Source organism: Klebsiella sp. K5-45, assembly GCF_030128605.1.
Lineage (GTDB): Bacteria > Pseudomonadota > Gammaproteobacteria > Enterobacterales > Enterobacteriaceae > Klebsiella > Klebsiella quasipneumoniae.
The window spans coordinates 1-20,218 of sequence record NZ_JAKUZW010000019.1 but is presented as its reverse complement, the minus strand read 5'-3'; the positions used below and the strand labels follow the sequence as shown (position 1 = coordinate 20,218).

Below are 20,218 nucleotides of genomic sequence, written 5' to 3'. Positions count from 1 at the left end.
CAATAATCGCGGTCTGATAAAGATGCTAGCCGATGCCGTCGCGGGCAAAAACCGCTATAGTTGAATACATTGTTTTTACTGGTGAACAATCAACATGAGCGAGAGTCGTCCGGAGAGTTACTGGGCCCATCTCTACTGGCTAACGGTGCTGGAAGAGCAGAAAAGCTATACCCGGGCCGCGGAAAAGCTGGGGATCAGCAAGTCGGCCATCAGCCAGAAAATCAGCGAGCTGGAGCGGGTGACCGGTAAAACACTGGTCCATCGCACCACCCGCAGCGTCAGCCTCAGCGACGACGGGCTGCGGCTGGTGGCGGAGCTCAATGAGCCGTTTGGCCAGCTGCGGGATATTTTCACCGGCGCTTGCGATGAGGGCGGGCCGCTGCGGGGGACGCTGCGCCTGACCGCGCCGGTGGCTTTTTCCCGTCAACAGCTGGTGCCGGCGATCGCGCCCTTTTTGCATCAGCATCCCCAGCTGCATCTGCAGCTGGAGGTGACCGACCGGCTGGTCTCTCTCGGCAGCGAAGGGTTCGACCTCGCCATCCGCCACTGTCGGCGCGAGGCGCTCCCGGACACCCACGTCGCCTGGCCGCTGTGCCACACCGCGACGCTGATCGTCGCGTCCGCCGACTATATCCGCCGCCATGGCCGCCCCGAGACGCCTGACGATCTGCGTCATCACCAGTGCCTGACCTACCCCCGTGGGCCCCAGCGCCCGCAGTGGACGTTTGCCTCCCGCCAGACGCCCGATGAACGGGTGACCATCAACGTGCAGGGGCCGTTCGCCACCAACAACAGCGAGTCGCTGCGCGATGCGGTGCTGGCGGGGTTGGGGGTGGCGCTGCTGCCGGATTTTAGCGCCCGGGAGGCCATCGGCCGCGGGCAGGTGCAGGAGCTGCTGCCGGCGTGGCAGCCGGTGGAAGTGTTCGCCGATCGGCTGTACGTCATCCGGCCCTATACTCCGCGGGTGTCGCGCGCGGTGGAGACATTCAGCCGCTACCTGAAAGCAACCTTCAGCGAGCCGCGTCCAGCTCCCGCGCCAGCGCTTCGCTGAATCGGGGGAGCAGATGGCGCTCGCCGGGAAGCAACTGCGCCAGGGTGACGGTTTTGTCGGCGCGGTAGACCCGCCCGCTGCCGAGCTGCGCTTCGAAGGCGTTCGCCGCCTGATGCGCCGCGCTCAGGTCGGCGTCAATAAGGATCACCGCATGGGCCAGCACCACATGGCCGCCGCTCGCCGTCAGCGGCCGCCAGTACTGGGCGGTACCGACAATCTTACGCGCCGCCTCTCCCTCCCCGCAGGCGAGGTTATACCGGCCATCGCAAAAGGAACCGCTCACCGCCCGGGGGTGGCTGGCAACGCCGAAGCGCGCGAGGGTGCGCTGAAGCACAGCGCACAGCGAGTGATAGATGGGTTCGGCGGCTTCGCCGAGCGGCTGCTGCACCGGCCAGGCGAGGCTGAGGTTGATAATCCCCGGCCCCTGGGGCACCAGACCGCCCCCAGAGCGGCGGAGCCATACCGGCCAGCCCCGCGCGGCAAAATGCGCGCTGACCGCCGGCAGGTCCGCAAACTGACGATAGCTCCCCGGCACCACGAATCCCTGCGGCGCCTGCCAGAGCTGGGCGACGGCCTCGCCGGCGCAGGCTTTGGCAAACAGCGGCAGTTCTGCCAGGGTGGGGTCCTCGCAAAACTGCAGCGCCAGCGAGGCGGGGGTAAAGCGGCGTGGCCAGCAGTCGGCCAGAGGCAATAAAGACATGCATTTTCCTTACCGGAGGGCGCGGGTCGCGCCCTCCGAAGGCTGGTCAGTCGACGGTATGTTTTTTCATCAGCAGCGCGGTGAGTGCTGACAGCAGGCATCCTGCGGTCAGATAGAGGGCCACGCTGTGCCAGGCTCCCCCGGAGAAGGTGACCAGCGCCGCGGCGATAAACGGCGTAAAGCCGCCGCCGACTACGCTCGCTACCTGGTAGCCGACGCCGGCGCCGCTATAGCGATAGCTGGCGCCGAACAGCTCGGTAAACATCGGCTGCTGGACGCAGACCACCATATCATGAGCGATATTGGCCAGCATCAGGGCGAAGAACAGGATCCAGAAAACGGACTGACTCTCCAGCGCCATAAAGAACGGGAAACCGCTCAGCGTGCCGATTAGCGCCCCGGTAATGTAGATCCGCCGACGGCCAAAGCGGTCTGCCAGCCAGGCGAAGCAGGGGATAGTCAGACAGCTGAGGCCGCCCACCAGCAGGCCGATGTTGAGAAACAGCTCACGCGGCAGGCCGAGGTTTTGCGTTGAGTAATTGAGGGCGAAGGCGGTAACGATATACATGGTCAGCAGTTCGCACAACCGCAGGGCAATAATCAGTAAAAACGCCCCGGGATGGCGAAGCAGGGCTTCCACCACCGGCAGCCGCTTTTTCACCTGCGGCGCGTTGGTCTGGCGCTGTTGGGCCTCAAACTCCTGCGATTCGGCCATACCGTTACGGATCCACAGCGCAATCAGGACCAGCGCCACGCTGAACAGGAAGGGTAAGCGCCAGCCCCAGCTGAGAAACTGCTCGTCGGTGGTCAGGCTGCTGATCAGCGATACCAGCCCGGTGGAGAGCAGCAGGCCGACGCCGTAGCCCACCTGCACGCCACTGCTGTAAAAGGCTTTTTTTCCCTTCGGAGCGTTCTCCACCGAGAGCAGCGCCGCGCCGCCCCATTCGCCGCCGACGGCAAAGCCCTGAACCGCCCGCAGGAATACCAGCAGCACCGGCGCCCACCAGCCGATCTGGCTGAACGACGGGAGCAGGCCGATGCAGGCGGTGGCGATACCCATCATCCAGACGGTCATCATCAGCATCCGCTTGCGCCCGAGACGGTCGCCGAAGTGGCCAAAGATAATCCCGCCCAGCGGGCGAAAAAGAAACCCGACGCCGAAGGTGGCAAATGCGGCAAGGGTGCCCATCGCCGGGCTGATTTGCGGGAAAAATTCGCGGTTGAACACCAGCGCGGCGGTAATGCCATAGAGAAGAAAATCGTACCAGTCGACCACGGCGCCGGCAAAGCTGCCCCATGCCGCCCGCCGGGCCCGATGCAGCGAATCCGGCGCCTCGTCGGGCTGCACGCTTATTGTTGAATCCATACCCTGTCCTGTCAGTCACATATTCGTTGTTATTGGAATGAGACGCTTTTAGCATTGCGTCTGCTCTGAGACTACCGCGCGGCGGCCGTGGAGGAAAGTAGTTTGCCTGCTAAGCGGAGAACTGGTGCAAAAATAAGCGGCCGGAAAGGCGGGCGAAATCACACCCTTTACTAAACATTCTGGCAATTTGCCAGCCAGCTTATACTTTTAATTAAATCAACGGATAACAAAGAGGAGCACCTTTTAAGAATTGACGTAAATGGTTTACACTTAACATGTCTCCTTCTCTGGAATGGTGAGTTAAATGCGTCTACTTCTTGCAGTTTTATTTTGTTCTGTCATTGCCTTCTGCTTATGCTGAAAAACTGCCTGCGCCGACAGGAAAACCTGTACTGACCATTTCCGGGAAAATCGGAAATACGAACGTCGGTGACAAGGCGGTTTTTGATCTCGCGATGCTGGAAAAACTGGGCATGAAGACGGTGGAAACCACCACCCCCTGGTACACCGGGAAGGTCCGTTTTGATGGCATTCCCCTTAATAAACTCATGGATTTAGTCGGCGCTAAAGGCCAATCCGTCCGCGTGCTGGCGCTCAACGACTACACCACCCTTATCCCGATGGACGATTTTTATAAATTCCCGGTCATTATGGCGTTAAAAATGAACGGCGAATATATGCGCGTTCGGGATAAAGGCCCGTTATTTATCGTCTACCCTTACGACAGCAGTGCTGAATTACAGAACCAGATCTATTATTCCCGATCGGCCTGGCAAGTTTCTAAGATTATTATAGAGTAAGGGTTGGATCTTGAATCGAATACTCACGGCTATTATTTTGTCGTTGTTTATTGTTACTGGATATATTACTTATCTGGTGCATGAGCGACAAAGTGAGTTGCAAAAATTTACCCGCTATACGGACTCGTGGTCAATGTCGCAGATGGTATCGGAATATATGCGACTGGAGTCTCGTCTGGCGGGCATGGCGATTGGGGCCGAAGGGGCGGACCACGATGAGGTGCGCCTGCGCCTCGAGATCATGATGAGCCAGATCGAACTTCTGCAGCAGGGCGATCTGGGTCGCTTTATTAATAAAAGCGAACAGCGGAAGGCGGTGGTCGCCACGCTGATCCGCAATCTTCATTTGCTTGATAAACAAGTTGACACCATGACGCCGGCACAGGTTAAAGCGATCCTGCCGGTGTTAAGCGAGCTGGATGGTCCCCTGACCTCAATGGCGGCCGCCACGCTGACGCAAGATATTAATATCGTTAATATCACCCATGATAAAATTCAGCATCTCTATTATATCTACTCGGTGATCTCCATTTTGCTGATCGCCATGTGTATTACCCTCGGGCTGCTGATGCTGCGGCAGAATAATAACCTGCGGCGCGCCCACGTTCGTATGAAAACCCTGGCCAACGATCTGCAGGTCTCGAAAGAGAAGCTGCAGGTGCAGAACCGTCGTCTTCAGTACGACGCCTACCATGATTCGCTGACCGGTATGCCAAACCGTCTCTCTTTCTGGCAGCGTCTGCAGGAGATCGTCAATCAGGTGCGTCCCTATAACGGATGCGCCGTGGTGATGCTTTTTGACCTCGACAGCTTTAAGGATGTAAACGATACCCTCGGCCATGACGCCGGCGATAAGCTGCTGCAGGATCTGGCCAGCCGCCTCTCTTTTTTCCGTAAAACCTCTGAGACGCTGTATCGCCTCGGCGGCGATGAGTTCGCGATGCTCTCTTACGATCTCACCGAAGAGATGGCCCTCGAGCGGGCCAATGTTATCCGGGAGAAGATCAGCCAGCCCTATCAGATCTACGATGCGCAGATTAATATCGACGCCTGCATCGGGATCGTGATCTCTGATGGCGAAAGCCGGACCGATTATCTGTACAAGTGCGCCGACCTCGCGCTGTATGAGGCGAAAAAAGAGGGCAGCGGCCATGTACAAATCTTCCGGCCGGGGATGCTGCAGCGTCTGCAGGAGAATAAATCGTTTGAAGACGATCTGCTGCAGGCCCTGTCCCATGACGAATTCAAAGTCTACTACCAGCCGATCGCCGATACCGTCACGCGCGAAATCTACGGCTACGAAGCGCTGGTTCGCTGGTTCCATCCGGTGCGCGGCGCCGTGCCGCCGACGGTGTTTATCCCGGTGGCAGAGAAAATCGGCCTTATCAATGCCCTCGGCGAGTGGGTGCTGAAAACCGCCTGTGCCGAAGCGGCCAGCTGGGCGACGCCGCTCAAGGTCTCGGTCAACGTTTCGCCGATTCAGCTGATGAACACCTCGCTGACCGACACCATTATCAGCGTATTGCAGCAGACTGGCCTCGACCCGCGACGGTTGGATCTGGAGATCACCGAGTCGGACGTGTTCAATGAGAACACCCGTTCGCTGGAAATTCTCAGCCAGCTGCGCGAGCAGGGCATTCAAATCTCCATCGATGACTTCGGTACCGGCTATTCTTCGTTGTCACGTTTAAGCTACTTCCCGTTCGACAAAATCAAAATCGACCGCTCGTTTGTTATTAATATTCCGGAGCAAAAAGACGATCTGGATATCGTGCGCCTGATTATCAGCATGGGAAAGAGCCTGCATATGCGTATTGTGGCTGAAGGCGTGGAGACCGAAGAGCAGTTGGCCTCGCTACAGGCGCTGGGCTGCGACCTGGTGCAGGGCTATTTAATCGGCAAACCGAGTCCGCTGCGCTAATTTAAATGTAAACGGCTTAACATAATTATTGCGGGGCGATTTCAGGACACTGTAATCGCCTTTTTTATTTTATCAAAGCGTTAATCCCTGAGGGGTATAAAAAGGAGTAGAGGTAAAATTCACCAGCAAAATAATATCCTTCCCCTTTGAAAGAGGTATATGATATGCATCATATCGATTATTTCTGACCGTATCCTGTGCGACGGTAAAGTGAGGCGCAATCATGCAGCGAATTATTATTCCCACCCATTACGTTCATACCCGCAGCACGCCGCTGTGGACAAAGGAGACCGCGCCGGCCTCTATCTGGCGCCGCCATCTGGACGCTGGCACCCGCCAGGGGGTCTATCCCCGGCTGTCGGTGATGCAGGGGGCGATCCGCTATCTCGGCTATGCCGATGAGAGCAGCCCCGAGCCGGTTGAAACCCTGACCATTGAAGCCGGCCAGTTTGGCGTTTTTCCGCCGGAAAAATGGCACTGCATTGAGGCCCTGTCGGAGGACACGGTATTTAATGTCGACTTCTATGTTGATCCGAATATTCTCATCGAGGGCTAAAAGCATGAACAGTGAAAATAAAGGTTATACCTTAGCGGTAGAGAATGGCCGCCTTCAGCGGAAACAAGAAAAAATATTCCTCAAACCGATGGTATTGTATATTCCGCAGCAGGCGGTGGAGGCCGTTAATGGGCTGCTGAGCGATCTGCCGGACGACAATTTAGAGGGGGAGTTTGTGCTGACGGTCACCAATAACAATAACGGCGTCTCGGTCGATAAAAGCTTTTCCTCGCTGGCGGCGCTGCGCGACCCGCTCACCGCGGCCGATGCGGTGAAGGAGCTGATCAATATCGTCCGCGGCTATGAGTCCGACGAAGAGACCAACGTTTGCGGCTGGTAAGGCCGCTATCCCGCTGCCGGCTGGCCGCTGTCGCCCGAGGCCATCTGCCCCACCAGCCACTCCCGCAGCGCGATAATATCCCCCCGCTGCGCTGCCGCCTCGGTGGTGACCAGGTAGTAGCTGGCGCCCGGTAACGCGCTGCTGAATGGCGCGGATAACACTCCGCGCTGCAGCAGATCCCGCGCCAGCAGTTCGCTGGCGATCACCGCCCCCTGGCCAGCCACCGCCGCCTGCAGGGCATGGGTTTCATCGCTAAATGTTAACCCCGCGTCAATATTCAGCGTCGGCGGTCCATAGCGGCGACGCCAGTTCTCCCAGCTCGGCGAATCCGCCGGTACGTGCCGGTTGGCGACGTGAAACAGTGTTACTTCCGCCAGATCGTCAGGCCGACTGAGGGCCAGCGTCGGGCTGGCGACCACGATAAAGCGATCCTCATGCAGCAGCGTACAGCACAGATCCGGCTCGGGCGTTTCGCGATAGCGAATCGCGGCGTCCACCGTGCCCAGATGCAGATCCACCCGTTCGACGCTGGTGTGCAGACGCAGGTCGATAGCAGGAAAGCGGGCGGTGAAGTCCGCCAGCCGTGGCACCAGCCAGTGGGTGAGAAAATTGGAGGTGGTGGTGACGGTTAAGGATGGCGGCTGGCGGGCCTGGGCAATCTGCACAACGGCCTGCTCCAGGGCGCTGAAGGCGCGCTGGGTGGCGGCGTAGAGGATCTCGCCGTCGGCGGTCAGGCTGACGCCCTGCGCGCTGCGCTCGCAGACCCGGCACTCCAGGACTGATTCCAGCAGTTTAATCTGATGGCTGACCGCCGTCGCGCTGACGCCGAGCGCCCCGGCGGCCAGTTTAAAACTACGCTGGCGGGCGACGGCGTGGAAGGCGCGCAGGGCGCCCAGCGGCGGCAGGCGGGGTGTTCTCATGGCTGAGTTTTTCTCATCTATGGCTGAAAACTATGCGTTTGTGTGTCCCTGTATAGTGGCGATAGGCTACGGGCATGTAAAGACGATGGCATGAGTTATTTTCATGTCGTTTACAGTGTCAGGAGCTGAATATGCACGTTTTACACCACCATGCCGCCGCGGACGCGGCGGGAACCATCGACCCGCGCGGCCGCGCCATCGCTCTCAGCGTGCTCTTCGCCGCCGGGGCCTTGCTGTTAATCATGGCTCCCGTTATCGGGGCGAGCGGCACGCTGGGTCTGCTGGCGCTCCTGATCGCGGCCTTCGGCGCCGGATGGGGATTCGCGCGCGCGCAGCCCAGGCTCTATCGGGCGCCCCTGGCGGCAACGCGCTGGGCTTTCCTGCTGTCGGCGGCCGGCTGGCTGCTGGCGCTGGTGGCGTGGTATGGCGGCCAGGCCTGGCCGGCGCTGCTCCCCGGCGTGACGTTCGGCAGCGCGGGGGCGGCTGTCGCCTGGCGCGTTGCCGCGGGACGGGCGGCACTGTCGGGTAGCCGCATCAGCGGCGCCACGGCGCTGAGCGTGGCTGTCGCCATCGCGGCGACGCTGCTGACCTGGCACACCGCCGGGGCAGGACGCGGCGGTGTGTGCTTTGCCTTCGCCGTGCTGCTGGACTGGGCGCTGCTCGGCGCGCTGATTGTGCGGATCCGCCAGCAGGAGAGTGCGGCGTAGCCGCTGGCGCTTGCTGGGCTTGAGCGAGCCGATCAAGCGAGACGGGATAAGTCGTCCGGCGGGGTGATAAATTTCTTCTACACTGTTACTGGCATCACATTCCTGCGCGGCTGGCATCTCAGCCGGCCGCCGTCGGCATTCAGCCCAGGCACGGGCCTGCAGGCTGGTTATCCTGAGAGAGGAGTCTGTAACATGGCATTTGTCACCACCCAAGACGGCGTCAATATTTACTTCAAAGACTGGGGTCCAAAGGAAGCTCAGCCGATTGTTTTCCATCACGGCTGGCCGTTAAGCGCCGACGACTGGGATAACCAGATGTTGTTTTTCCTTGCCGAAGGTTTTCGGGTCATCGCTATCGACCGCCGGGGCCATGGCCGCTCCGATCAGGTCAGCGAGGGGCATGATATGGACCATTATGCGGCAGACGTCTCGGCGGTAGTGGAGCATCTGGATCTGCACAATGCGGTCCATGTTGGACACTCTACCGGCGGTGGCCAGGTCGCCCGCTACGTGGCCCGCTACGGTCAGCCGCAGGGGCGGGTGGCGAAGGCGGTGCTCATCAGCGCCGTCCCGCCCCTGATGGTTAAGACCGAACAGAATCCTGGCGGCACGCCGATCGAGGTGTTTGACGGTTTCCGCAAAGCGCTGGCGGCTAACCGCGCCCAGTTCTATCTCGACGTCGCCTCTGGCCCGTTCTATGGCTTCAATCGTGACGGGGCGGAGGTGTCGCAGGGGACGATCCAGAACTGGTGGCGACAGGGGATGATCGGTAGCGCCAAAGCCCATTATGAAGGCATCAAGGCGTTTTCAGAAACCGACCAGACCGAAGATCTTAAGTCGATTACGCTGCCGGTGCTGGTTATGCAGGGGGATGACGATCAGGTCGTTCCCTATAAAAATGCCGCTATCCTGCAGGACCAGCTGCTGCCCAACAGCCAGCTGATCATTTATCCTGGCTTCCCGCACGGGATGCACACTTCTCACGCCGATACCATCAACGCCGACCTGCTGGCGTTTATCCGCGCCTGATCTTCCCTTTCGCCGGGCGGAAAGCCGTCAATGGCCTTCCGCCAGCGCCCTGGCCGCCAGTCGCCGGGGCGCGCCGGTTGACGAGCAGGGGAAATCTGCTTAACTCATGGGATACCTGACGACTATTTTTCCCCTGGCAGGATAAAACACCGGGTTTCCAGCGGGAATCCCGGTGGAATTCTGCGCAAGAGACAAGAGAGAGACAATGAAATTAGCCGGACTTCATCCCGACGAGCAGCGTCGCCTGCAATCGCTTCGCTCTTCCGGGCTGTTGAATAGCGGAAAAGAAGAACGCTTTGATCGCCTGACCAGGCTTGCCCGTTCGCTGTATAACCTGCCGGTGGCCTCCATCAGCCTGGTAGGGGAAGATCTGCTGCACATCAAATCCTGTGCCGGTCTGGATGTGGACACGGTGCCGAGAGATATTTCATTTTGCGCCCATACCATTTTGCAAACCGACCCGCTTATCGTTAACGACATGCAGCAGGACGAGCGTTTTCACGACAATCCGCTGGTGATTCAGGCGCCGTTTATCCGCTTTTACGCCGGGTACCCGGTTCAGCTGCCGGATGGCGCGACGGTGGGGTCTTTTTGTCTGATGGACCATCAGCCGCGTTCGTTCTCCGCGCATGAAATACAGATCTTAAGCGATCTGGCGGCGATCGTGGAGGATGAGTTCAAGGTGTTGGATGCGGCAACCTCCGATGAGCTGACGGGACTGTTTAACCGCCGGGGATTCCTCACCCTCGCCGAGTATGCCCTGCTGACGGCCCAGCGCCGCCATGAGCCGGTGAGCCTGGCGTTTGTCGACCTCGATCGCTTTAAGCACATCAACGATACCTGGGGGCATGAAGAGGGCGATCGCGCGCTGATCGCCATCGCCGATTTGATGAAAACCGCCTTCCGTGAATCCGATATCCTCGCCAGGCAGGGAGGCGATGAGTTTATTATTCTGTTCGCTAATACCAGCCGCCACGATGCCGCGACGGCAATGGAGACGCTCAGCCACAACGTAGCGCGTTTCAATCAACAGGCGGCTCACCCCTGGCAGCTGGCGTTCTCCTGGGGCTGCGTCGAGTACGATCCCGCCAGCCATCCCAGTCTCAACGCGCTGGTGGCCACCGCCGACCGCCTGATGTATCAGGCGAAGCAGAAACAGGGGCGCGAGCGCCGTTAATCCTTTACCGCGGCGGCATTGAGCAGGTACTGCTGCGCCTGCTGCCGCTTTTGTGCATAGTCACCGAGCAGCGCCTGCTGCGATTTCCCAGCGTTGTCGTAAAACAGGCCGCCTTCGTCGGCGATAAAGCGATAATGCTGTTCCAGCTGGCCTATCACCCAGTCGATACGTTGCAGGGTGAGCAAGGTGCAGGACTGGCCATGCAGGTCGTCTTCAATATCCAGCACATGGGAGCGGAAGGCTTCCAGGGCAAACAAGCGGCGCAGTGCGGAAGGGTCAGCCAGCGCCGTCTCCCAGCGCGTCGTTATCTGCTGAAAATGAGCCTGTACCTGCGGGGCTGCCCGCCGGGCGCGAAGCCATACCAGCTTGCGCCGGTAGCTTTCGACGGCCAGCCGCTTCATCTCGCGATACTGCGCCAGCTGCTGTTCGGCATCGGGCACCCGTGTCATCAGCCAGCTAAAAAAGAAACGGGTCTCAAAGCGCTCGACAAAGTGAAACAGCGGGTCGGCCAGACCATTGCTGTTGAATTCTCTCAGCGGGTCGAAGGGATACATATAGCCAAAATCGAACAGCCACAGCTGCTCCTCCCGGTCCACCAACAGGTTCCCGCTACAGAGATCCCACTCCATCAGTCCCTGCTCCTCGCAGGCTTCCAGCGTGGTGAACAGCTGGGCGATCAGCGGCGGGGTCAACTGGTGAATCGGCTCGCCATCGATCCAGGGGGAGAGCAGGATGCCGAGGCGATAATCGGCATACAGCGTTGGGACGATGTGGGTGAAGCGCGGTGCGGTATTCGGGTTATCCTTCAGCCGTTGCAACGCCTGTCGGCGCTGTACCTCATTCAAAAACGACAGCTGGCCGTTAAGATTGGCAACGCCGGCGACGGCGCGTCGTTTCTTTAAATTATACTCCTTGCCGGCGATGCGCAGCCGGTAAACCTCGCCGGTCAGACCCGAACCGTATACCTGCGCCACATAGGGGGAATCCGGACCCAGCGCGGCGAGGGTCTCCGGCGGCAGTGGACAGTGGATGACGTCGCCGACGATAAGCGGCTGACCGCTGCGGTCAAACGCCTGCTGCTGCTGTTGTCTGAGGTTCATGGCGCCTCCTTATAAGACATGGGACAGAGTGATTCATTCACGCTATCTCACCCGCAAGCGTCAGCAAAATCATCCTACCGCCGGGCGCTTTTTCAGGCTGAGCGGCGGCGTGTTCATGGAGGATACCTGGGGCGTAGGGTGGCGGTAGCGAAAGGCAAGCGTCTGAAACGCATACCTGTCGCCGTTGTCAATGAGGTGCTTGCCGGGCTGGATGCGATTCTGCGTTAAGGCCAGAGACGCAGAAAAGCAAAAAGCCTGCTCGAAAGCAGGCTTCTTAAATGTGGCTCCTCTGACTGGACTCGAACCAGTGACATACGGATTAACAGTCCGCCGTTCTACCGACTGAACTACAGAGGAATCGTGTGGAGTCGTATCTTAGCGGCGAAAAATCTTTTGTCAAACATCAATTCGCCCGTTCAGGTGCAACTGCCGCTTCCATCAACAATTTGTTGTCATTTCCGACAATTATTACGGAAAAATACTTTGCAGGATATCCATTTCTCGATCATCATTTGAAATGTTGTTTCAACATCTCTCACTAAGGTCTCTCTTGAACGTCACCTCCGCCGTACGCCAGGCAGTCGAACGGACATCCTGGTTTAAAAAACGTCAGCGTTATCGTGTGCTGTACTGGCGCGAAATCAGCCCCCTCGCTGTGCCCATTCTGCTGGAAAATGCCTGCGTATTGTTGATGGGGGTGTTGAGCACCTTCCTTGTCAGCTGGCTGGGAAAAGAGGCCATGGCCGGGGTGGGTCTGGCCGATAGCTTTAACATGGTGATCATGTCGTTCTTTGCCGCCATCGATCTGGGTACCACGGTGGTGGTGGCCTTTAGCCTCGGCAAGCGAGATCGGCGGCGAGCGAGAGCGGCCGCGCGCCAGTCGCTGGCCATTATGACCCTGTTTTCCATTGTGCTGGCGGGGGTGATCCACGCCTTTGGTCAGGAAATTATTAATTTTGTCGCCGGCGATGCCACCCTGCAGGTCAAGGACCTGGCGCTGACCTATCTCGAGCTGACGGTGCTGAGCTATCCGGCGGCGGCGATTGCGCTGATCGGCAGCGGGGCGCTGCGCGGGGCCGGTACCACTAAAATCCCGCTGTTGATCAACGGCGGGATGAACATCCTCAATATCCTAATCAGCAGCGTGCTCATCTATGGCCTCTTCTCCTGGCCGGGGCTGGGCTTTGTCGGCGCCGGTCTCGGGCTGACCATTGCCCGCTATATTGGCGCCATCGCCACTATCTGGGTGCTGATGGTGGGCCTCAATCCCGCGCTTCGGCTGTCGCTGAAAGGCTACTTCAAACCCTTTAACTTCGCCATTATCTGGGAAGTGATGGGGATCGGCATCCCGGCCAGTATCGAATCGGTTCTGTTCAATGGCGGTAAGCTGCTGACCCAGATGTTCGTCGCCGGGATGGGCACCAACGTTATCGCCGGCAACTTCATTGCTTTTTCGGTGGCGTCGCTGATTAACCTGCCGGGCAACGCCCTCGGCTCCGCCTCGACGATCATCACCGGCAAGCGGCTGGGGAAAGGGCAGATTGGTCAGGCGGAATTCCAGGCCTGGCATGTGTTCTGGCTGTCGACCATTATTCTGACGCTGATTGCCTGGGGCAGTGCCCCGTTCGCGGGCTTTATCGCCTCGTTCTATACCCATGAAGAAGACGTAAAAGAGGTAGTGAAGCAGCTGCTGTGGCTCAACGCCCTGTTTATGCCGATCTGGTCGCTGTCGTGGACTTTACCCTGCGCCTTCAAAGGCGCCCGTGACGTACGCTATACCATGTGGGTGTCGATGCTCGGTATGTGGGGCTGTCGGGTGGTGGCGGGCTATACGCTGGGCATCGTGCTGGGGATGGGGGTGATCGGCGTCTGGTTAGGGATGGTGCTCGACTGGGCCGTGCGCGGCGCGCTGTTTTACTTCCGCATGGTGAGCGGCCGCTGGCTGTGGAAGTACCCGCGGGTGAAGGCCTCAACGCCGGAAACCTGATCCGTTTGCCGGATAAACGCCATTTTTTGCGCAAAGTGAGGAATAATTCGGCAAACGATTCATTTTATTAAAAACAGGCTTTACAGCGTCCGGCGTCATCGTTAATATTCGCCCCGTTCACACGATTCCTCTGTAGTTCAGTCGGTAGAACGGCGGACTGTTAATCCGTATGTCACTGGTTCGAGTCCAGTCAGAGGAGCCAAATTCTTATTTTTATGCGTCTCAGCGAGTCTCTATACGTTTTTGATTCAATGAGTTAGCGTAAAAATTCTTCCCAGTGCATATCTGTTTATCTCTCCGCATCTGGGAAAATTGGTGGTCTGATTTGGGGTCATTTCAGTTCGATAATGGAGTGACCACCATATGTCCCTGTCCGACGCGAAAATCCGCAGTATCAAGCCTTCTGATAAACCCTTTAAACTGACCGATTCTCAGGGTCTGTATCTGCTTGTCAATCCGGGCGGTTCACGCCTCTGGTATCTCAAATATCGCTTCAACCGAAAAGAATCCCGCATCGCATTAGGCTCATACCCGCAGGTCTCGCTTTCCGACGCCCGCCAACAGCGCGACGGTATCCGTAGGCTACTGGCGCAGAATATCAATCCCGCGCAACAGCGCATGACTGAAAAAGCTGCCGCGTCACCGGAAAAATGCTTTGAGGCCGTTGCGGTGGCATGGCACAAAACCAACAAAAAGTGGTCGGCTGACTATGCAGAGCGCATCCTTGCCAGCATGAAAATCATATCTTTCCGGCGATTGGTCATCTGCCCGTCACGTTGTTAAAAACACAGCATTTCACGGCGTTGCTGAAAGTTATCGAGGACAAAGGCTTTCTTGAAGTCGCGTCCCGAACCCGGCAGCTACTCTGCAACATCATGCGTTACGCCGTTCAGCAGGGGCTGACTGAAAACAATCCGGCGCTGCATCTGGAAGGCGTCACCGCGCCGCCGGTTAAAAATCACTATCCCGCCCTGCCGCTGGAGCGGTTACCTGAATTGTTTGAGCGCATTGGTGATTATCAGCAGGGGCGACAGCTTACAAGGCTGGCGGTGGTGCTGACCCTGCATCTGTTTATCCGTTCCAGTGAGCTGCGCTTCGCCCGCTGGAGCGAGATTGATTTCAGACACAAAATCTGGACCATTCCCGCCACACGGGAAACGATTGAGAAAGTTCGTTTCTCTGGCCGTGGCGCAAAAATGCGTACTCCGCACATTGTGCCGCTTTCCCGACAGGCAATTGCTATTCTGAAGCAGATACAAGAGATTTCCGGCCATCTGGAACTGGTGTTCCCCGGCGCACAGGCCAATAGCCCTTGTTTTTTGTTGGGGCTGCGAACGATACCCGAGCGCTGGGGCGGCAGCCGTTGAGGTGTGGTGGGGCTTCGGTTGTGCTCTCTGAGCAACCGCCCGCTTGCGCGGGTTATCCCCCGGATCGTCCAGATCCTCCTCGGTATCGGTTCATGTTCTCCTTATGGGTTAAATGGCCTGAAAAGGCAGTGTCAGAATCCAGCCATGAGCTGGCGCAGTTGAGTTATCTGGTGCAAGTCGAAAGGACTGCGTGCGTCACTTTCTCGCGACTTTGCGGTTAAAGTGACTCACTGGTACTGATGCAGCATCTGAAAATTTTTCGTCTGGTGCAGTTTTACGGTCACGCGGCAGCAAAGCCTTCGGCAATGCAGACCACTGCCCGTCATGAAGGAATTGACGCTCCGGTTCAGGGAGCGCCAGTGTTTACAGTACAAATCCGTAGTGAGAACCATCCGGCAGTTCAACATCAAGACGTAGCTTGCCGCCAGTCGCTTCAACGTAGCGTTTGAGAGTGGAAAGCTTCAGATCGCGCCCTGGTTTTTCCATTCCTGCAACGGTAGGTTGCCTGATGCCCAGCGCCTGTGCCATCTCCACCTGCGTTTTCTGTACTTTCTCACGCAGTTCGGCAAGGTGAATGTTGAGCAGTATGTCCGTTGCCATCGCCTGAGCTTTGGCCACGACTTCAGGTTTTTCATCCGCAATAAGCTGTTCCAGCGTTCTGCCCATCGCGTTACTCCTTCTCTTTTAATGTGTTCAGCCAGTTTGTGAATTCCCTGTCAGCAACAGGGAGCATCTCATCGTAAAAACGTTTTTCATTGCCGACCTTATTTCCGGCACAAAGCACAATGCCGGTACGGGTCGGGTCAAAAGCGAAAAACGCCCGTATCGGAGCGCCCCGACTCTGAATACGTAGCTCTTTCATGTTGCTGTAGCGGGAACCTCTGACCGTATCGGCATAAGGTCTGGACAAACCTGGTCCCTTTTCCCGCAGGACCAGCAGTGCTGCAAGCATGCTGACCCTGTCGGTATCGCTGAGCGAGGCAAACCAGCGATCAAACGTATCCGTTGTTTTAATTGTCCACATGGGACCCCCTAATAAATATAGGTTAAATGCTATATAGATGTAAAGCTATAAAGCGGATTATGAAGTGATGGGATGAGGGATTCATGCGTCATTACTTCAAAGATGAAGACGCATTCGGGTATTTCAGTGAATAACATGCAAGACATTCACCGTTTTACGACCTGTACCGAAAAACCAGTTCAGGTATTAACGCAGTGTGAAGAGTGACCTTAACTGCAACGCAGTCCGACATTTACAAAGGTATTGTCGGTAACGGGACGACCAGCCTGAAATCAGGCCGCTTCTTGCAGGTCGTGAAGCGTAAGGGCAGCCCGGATGGCCATTCATTGCATGGGGGAAATTATACGAATGTAACTGGCGCAGAAAGAGGAAACGGTTTTTGCCTGAAAAACATTTCCCGTTGATTTGATGCTGAGTTGCCGCGCGTCACTGGCGTTCCCTCGATCTCCCACCCGCAAGGGCAGGCAGAAGATCGGGAGGATCTGTTTACCTTATAGATACTCTGATTTACGGTAGCGCGATGGCCAGATGTCTTCAGGCGCAACATCTAACGCTTCAGCAATCAATCCGCGATTGGTTGGAGGCTGCAAGAGGGTTTGTGGAATACAGTGCGCAGATTGATATAAAAGGAAGAGATCTCCCACGATCAAGTCATAAATACAACACACCAACGAATCATTCACACATTAAATGCATCATAAGCGTTGTTTTGTAAAGAGAAATTAATATTAAACATTGAAATGATACCCGATCGGCGTAACATGAATTTGCTGAAATTTTACTCTTCGATAACCCGACATGGATGAGGTGAAATGTGAGTGCCCCTATATTACGTTCCTACAATGCCGTTATTGAATACACCCTTTCTCGGGCAAAAAAATCCAAAACCTCCCGTCGTATCGCAGGATTTTGCCAGCTTCAGGGGCCAACAGGTAGCGGGAAGACGAGCTCGCTTTATCGTCCTGGTCATGAAGACAACGCACTTCCGGCACTGGAATCCATTAAAAAGGCAGGCTTTCAGGCCATTCTGGTTACCCACCGCTGGAACATATTGCACGATATTTATGAGAAAACAGCGGAGCATAAAGACAGTAACGGAGAACCATTCAGGGTCAGTGTGCTTTATGCACAAGAGGACCAGATTGTTTCTGCCGTAGAAGCGACACCGTTACCTCATGAGAAAAATCTCTCTCCAGCTTCGCTACCCAATCCTTTTACGTCTATCGATGAGCTGCATGCCACTAATCTGTTTGCCTGTAAGGATACGGCTGAAAAATTACGCAAAAGTTGCAACAATATACTCCGTATCAACAGAACGCTAAAAAATTATCACCCACAATTTCGGGCTGCCATCGCCAGTGAGAAAGAAGCGTTAATCAATTCGTGTACAGCGATAGAAATAACGCTGATTCAGAACATTAAGTCTCTGGAAAAAGAGGTTAAAAAGCAAAAAGAAAAATACGGCGAAATGAATGAACTTACTCAGGCAGCGAAGCAGCGGCTTGATGATTTCCGTCGTCATGCCTGGGTTCGACGCATTCTTCCCGCCATTGCCTGGCGCGACGAAAAGCAACATCTGCTGATCATGACAACCCAAAAGCTGGTTTCATCATTTTTCGATGGGCGGCGCAAAGTACGTATGTCCAGTAAAGAGTTGCGTAATCACATCATTTTTATTGACGAGTTTGATTATCAGGCCGAGGTATTGCAGGAGTATCTGGCTCAGGCCCAGTGGGTTCAGGAGCCGCCAGAATGTCTGGGCCAGTTGCTGGATGGGGGGCGCAGGTTGTTGCAACGTATGCAGCATGTTGCAACGGAGCCAGCTCCGATGATCCGTGTACGCCTAGCTGAGTTTCTTGAAAATCTGGACAATACATTAGTTGACAAAGATATCGATTTAACACACGCCAGATCATTGGTTATGCCACTACAACAATATCTGACAGGTGAGTCATTCGGTGAGCATTACTTATTTCGCTCTGATCATTTAGTCACCAGCGAGCGGCTCATTATGCGAAAAGCGGAGCATGGATATGAAATTATAAAACCCAACGCTTTACCTCAGGACAATGAGTCAATAATTGATATCAGCGATTTTTTACGTCTGATAGAAAAATTTATTCGGCAGTTTAACCTGATGCTAACAGATCTGACAGCCAGTGAAGACGAAGCGCATGAATACATAAAAAAGTTAACCCGACTTCTGTTTGACCCGGTTAATGACTACAGACCGTCATATTATGGCTCAACCCTGCCAAATATGTCCCGGTTTTTGTTACCACGTACCGATCTGCCTGAACTGCGGGAACTAAGAAAAAGTAATATTTTGCCCAATACACATGCCAGTATTTTTGGGTTAACTAACTGGTTGCTGAAACAAAATATTGCGGATATCGATATCGATCCATTACGAATACAGATCAAGCGTGCGTTCTTGCCCACAACAGCAGAAGGATTACTACTGTCACTAGCCAGCCGTAATCTCGTTTTTGCACTGTCGGCCACATCATATATTGAAAGGGCCTGCAACCACTTTGATGTCCGGTGGATAAACTCAGCCTTACGCTATATTGCAGAAGCACGTAACCCTACAGTTACGGAAAGCTTCCTCGGAACTACTTTTGAAAACCGACCTGATTCCTGGTTTAAAGAACCGATACCCTATGTTCAGACCGATGGTGACATTCAGTTACAGAATACCGCGATTGAAAAGATCAATAACAGCAAGGAAAGCATCAGAAAGACACAACTGAATACTGAAATCCATGATTTTAATAAAATAAAGAACAGCCCGCATTCAGCGGATCTGCTTGCCTCTCTGCCCCCCGATTTTTTCCAGAATGATGATGAACCCTTAACAGATTTCGAATCAGAATATCGCCAGAATATTCTACTTAAACTGCTTGATGTGCTGGATCTTGCGGGAAAAAGACCTCAACACCGAGGGCATCTGGCTTTTGTTAATTCCATATCTTATTTAAGAAAATGGCTGACTACTGCAATAGCGGCACAAAGCAGGGATTGCCTCACATGGTTAAAACTGGATCCACCTTTATCCGACAATCTTCTGCTAAAGAATTTTACTGATGTGTTTATCCCGGTGACCATACATAACGAGCCTGCGTTGATTTGTCTGTTAACCGCCGAATGTCAGAAGAAAGAGGGGTTCAGTGATGCCTATCAGGCCGCATTCGATTCCCGACGTACTGTTATTGTACTGACACAAACTGCCTCTGCCACCAACGGTGTGAATCTGGATTTCAGCCTGCCTGAATCCGGCAAAAATATGGATTTGACCTGTTTATATTTACTGGAATCACGACATTATTACTTTTCCGCTTTTCAGGCCAGTGCGAATAGTAATGATGATATGGCACATGCAGGCTTCCAATTGCGCAATCTGGAAAAATTGCTCCGTGCAGGAGAAATTTCACGTAAACAGCATCAGCGCTTCGTCCTCCCACTGATGCTGAACCGGAAGAACGAAATTTCCCGATTAAACGGGGAGTATAAGAGAACCAGCGATTATATAAAAAATACGGCAGCCAATGTTCAACAGCAGGTTGGTCGTATTGAGAGAGCCTGGTGTGAAGTACCCAACGCTGAAATTCATCTTGATTCTGAACTGGCAAAACATCTGTCCCGCTTTGCTTCACTGCCTATTTATACATCAAATCGTCGACAGCTTTCGGCACTCAATCGTCAATTACTGGATACACTTCGGGAGCGTGATGAACTGACACAGAACAATTTCTTCAGCCAGCTCATGACGCCGACACAACCTGGGAAACTAGCATTGGATTATATCGATCAGCGGCTGGTTCCTGCTATTCGGTTATTACGAGAACAGTCAACACCAAGAGATGACATCCCATTACTCTGGCGACAACTCGGTAAAGCAGTACTTCAACATGATTTAGCCTGGGAACCAGGAAAAAACGCTTTCGACATTGATCTTGAATTATATAAATGGGCTTGCTTTGAAAAACCGAAATTAGCTAATACTGACGGCAAAATCTGGTACTCCCCACAGACATGGCAGTTTTGGCTTTGTTGAATAAATCGAACTTTTGCTGAGTTGAAGGATCAGATCACGCATCTTCCCGACAACGCAGACCGTTCCGTGGCAAAGCAAAAGTTCAAAATCTCCAACTGGCCCACCTACAATAAAGC

The 20,218-nt window shown here is 55.2% G+C and carries 17 protein-coding genes, 2 tRNA genes and 4 pseudogenes; 14 read left to right on the top strand and 9 right to left on the bottom strand.

Going from position 1 to position 20,218, the window contains the following annotated elements:
• Nucleotides 1-94 precede the first annotated feature (94 nt).
• Nucleotides 95-1,051 (top strand): LysR family transcriptional regulator, encoded by a 957-nt coding sequence (locus MKS11_RS25390; protein WP_032456350.1) that lies wholly within the window; start codon nt 95-97, stop codon nt 1,049-1,051.
• On the opposite strand, the gene MKS11_RS25385 is transcribed toward MKS11_RS25390, so the two are convergent.
• Entirely contained in the window at nt 1,011-1,751 is a 741-nt protein-coding gene (locus MKS11_RS25385; protein ID WP_043520616.1) for a lipoyl protein ligase domain-containing protein, read from the bottom strand. The two genes, MKS11_RS25390 and MKS11_RS25385, sit on opposite strands and share 41 nt — an antisense overlap.
• Nucleotides 1,752-1,797: 46 nt before the next feature.
• Entirely contained in the window at nt 1,798-3,117 is a 1,320-nt protein-coding gene (gene shiA, locus MKS11_RS25380; protein ID WP_048325038.1) for a shikimate transporter, read from the bottom strand.
• A gap of 304 nt (nt 3,118-3,421) precedes the next feature.
• Between shiA and MKS11_RS25375 the strand changes: the two are divergent.
• Nucleotides 3,422-3,917, top strand: a pseudogene (locus MKS11_RS25375) (molybdopterin-dependent oxidoreductase).
• 10 nt (nt 3,918-3,927) lie between these two features.
• Nucleotides 3,928-5,838, top strand: coding sequence for a bifunctional diguanylate cyclase/phosphodiesterase (locus MKS11_RS25370; RefSeq protein ID WP_017899687.1), 1,911 nt, complete (start codon nt 3,928-3,930; stop codon nt 5,836-5,838).
• Here the strand turns inward: MKS11_RS25370 and MKS11_RS27745 are convergent.
• Nucleotides 5,809-6,063, bottom strand: a pseudogene (locus tag MKS11_RS27745) (hypothetical protein). The gene MKS11_RS25370 and the pseudogene MKS11_RS27745 overlap by 30 nt on opposite strands.
• On the opposite strand from MKS11_RS27745, the gene MKS11_RS25365 reads away from it, so the two are divergent.
• A complete protein-coding gene (locus tag MKS11_RS25365; RefSeq protein ID WP_004203524.1) occupies nt 6,062-6,394 on the top strand; it encodes a DUF1971 domain-containing protein in 333 nt (110 codons plus the stop codon). The pseudogene MKS11_RS27745 and the gene MKS11_RS25365 overlap by 2 nt on opposite strands.
• Before the next feature lie 4 nt (nt 6,395-6,398).
• A complete protein-coding gene (locus MKS11_RS25360; protein WP_043520610.1) occupies nt 6,399-6,734 on the top strand; it encodes a DUF1869 domain-containing protein in 336 nt (111 codons plus the stop codon).
• A gap of 5 nt (nt 6,735-6,739) precedes the next feature.
• Here MKS11_RS25360 and MKS11_RS25355 read toward each other — a convergent pair whose 3' ends face one another.
• Complete coding sequence (locus tag MKS11_RS25355) at nt 6,740-7,654, bottom strand: LysR substrate-binding domain-containing protein (RefSeq protein ID WP_004203519.1); 915 nt, start codon at nt 7,652-7,654, stop codon at nt 6,740-6,742.
• A 131-nt stretch (nt 7,655-7,785) separates the two neighbouring features.
• On the opposite strand from MKS11_RS25355, the gene MKS11_RS25350 reads away from it, so the two are divergent.
• The 3 genes from MKS11_RS25350 (at nt 7,786) to MKS11_RS25340 (ending at nt 10,567) form a co-directional block, all read left to right on the top strand.
• Entirely contained in the window at nt 7,786-8,361 is a 576-nt protein-coding gene (locus MKS11_RS25350; protein ID WP_064183792.1) for a hypothetical protein, read from the top strand.
• 192 nt (nt 8,362-8,553) lie between these two features.
• Nucleotides 8,554-9,390, top strand: a complete 837-nt coding sequence (locus MKS11_RS25345; protein WP_004203515.1) for an alpha/beta fold hydrolase — start codon at nt 8,554-8,556, stop codon at nt 9,388-9,390.
• 205 nt (nt 9,391-9,595) lie between these two features.
• Nucleotides 9,596-10,567: a sensor domain-containing diguanylate cyclase gene (locus tag MKS11_RS25340; RefSeq protein WP_049093797.1), complete on the top strand. Its 972-nt coding sequence runs from the start codon at nt 9,596-9,598 to the stop codon at nt 10,565-10,567.
• Here the strand turns inward: MKS11_RS25340 and MKS11_RS25335 are convergent.
• A complete protein-coding gene (locus MKS11_RS25335) occupies nt 10,564-11,667 on the bottom strand; it encodes an AarF/UbiB family protein (RefSeq protein ID WP_211773143.1) in 1,104 nt (367 codons plus the stop codon). The two genes, MKS11_RS25340 and MKS11_RS25335, sit on opposite strands and share 4 nt — an antisense overlap.
• 281 nt (nt 11,668-11,948) lie before the next feature.
• Nucleotides 11,949-12,024: transfer RNA gene (locus MKS11_RS25330), tRNA-Asn, on the bottom strand.
• 5 nt (nt 12,025-12,029) lie between these two features.
• Here MKS11_RS25330 and MKS11_RS27740 point away from each other — a divergent pair.
• From MKS11_RS27740 to MKS11_RS25315, 4 genes and pseudogenes are all read left to right on the top strand, one after another.
• Entirely contained in the window at nt 12,030-12,209 is a 180-nt protein-coding gene (locus MKS11_RS27740) for a DUF5951 family protein (protein WP_219619312.1), read from the top strand.
• 8 nt (nt 12,210-12,217) lie between these two features.
• Complete coding sequence (locus MKS11_RS25325) at nt 12,218-13,654, top strand: EmmdR/YeeO family multidrug/toxin efflux MATE transporter (RefSeq protein ID WP_211773144.1); 1,437 nt, start codon at nt 12,218-12,220, stop codon at nt 13,652-13,654.
• A 126-nt stretch (nt 13,655-13,780) separates the two neighbouring features.
• Nucleotides 13,781-13,856: transfer RNA gene (locus tag MKS11_RS25320), tRNA-Asn, on the top strand.
• A gap of 161 nt (nt 13,857-14,017) precedes the next feature.
• Nucleotides 14,018-14,949, top strand: a pseudogene (locus MKS11_RS25315) (tyrosine-type recombinase/integrase); the annotation flags it as partial.
• Nucleotides 14,950-15,384: 435 nt separating this feature from the next.
• Here MKS11_RS25315 and MKS11_RS25310 read toward each other — a convergent pair.
• The 3 genes and pseudogenes from MKS11_RS25310 to MKS11_RS27735 all read right to left on the bottom strand — a co-directional run.
• Complete coding sequence (locus MKS11_RS25310; protein ID WP_049092200.1) at nt 15,385-15,687, bottom strand: helix-turn-helix domain-containing protein; 303 nt, start codon at nt 15,685-15,687, stop codon at nt 15,385-15,387.
• A 4-nt stretch (nt 15,688-15,691) separates the two neighbouring features.
• Nucleotides 15,692-16,045: a type II toxin-antitoxin system RelE/ParE family toxin gene (locus MKS11_RS25305; protein ID WP_049092199.1), complete on the bottom strand. Its 354-nt coding sequence runs from the start codon at nt 16,043-16,045 to the stop codon at nt 15,692-15,694.
• Nucleotides 16,046-16,536: 491 nt separating this feature from the next.
• Nucleotides 16,537-16,626 (bottom strand): annotated as a pseudogene (locus MKS11_RS27735) (helix-turn-helix domain-containing protein); the annotation flags it as partial.
• A 233-nt stretch (nt 16,627-16,859) separates the two neighbouring features.
• On the opposite strand from MKS11_RS27735, the gene MKS11_RS25295 reads away from it, so the two are divergent.
• Together MKS11_RS25295 and MKS11_RS25290 are read left to right on the top strand one after the other, a co-directional pair.
• Nucleotides 16,860-20,102: a hypothetical protein gene (locus MKS11_RS25295; protein WP_284109756.1), complete on the top strand. Its 3,243-nt coding sequence runs from the start codon at nt 16,860-16,862 to the stop codon at nt 20,100-20,102.
• 21 nt (nt 20,103-20,123) lie between these two features.
• The coding region (locus MKS11_RS25290; RefSeq protein WP_225368923.1) for a hypothetical protein at nt 20,124-20,218 on the top strand (95 nt) is incomplete at its 3' end.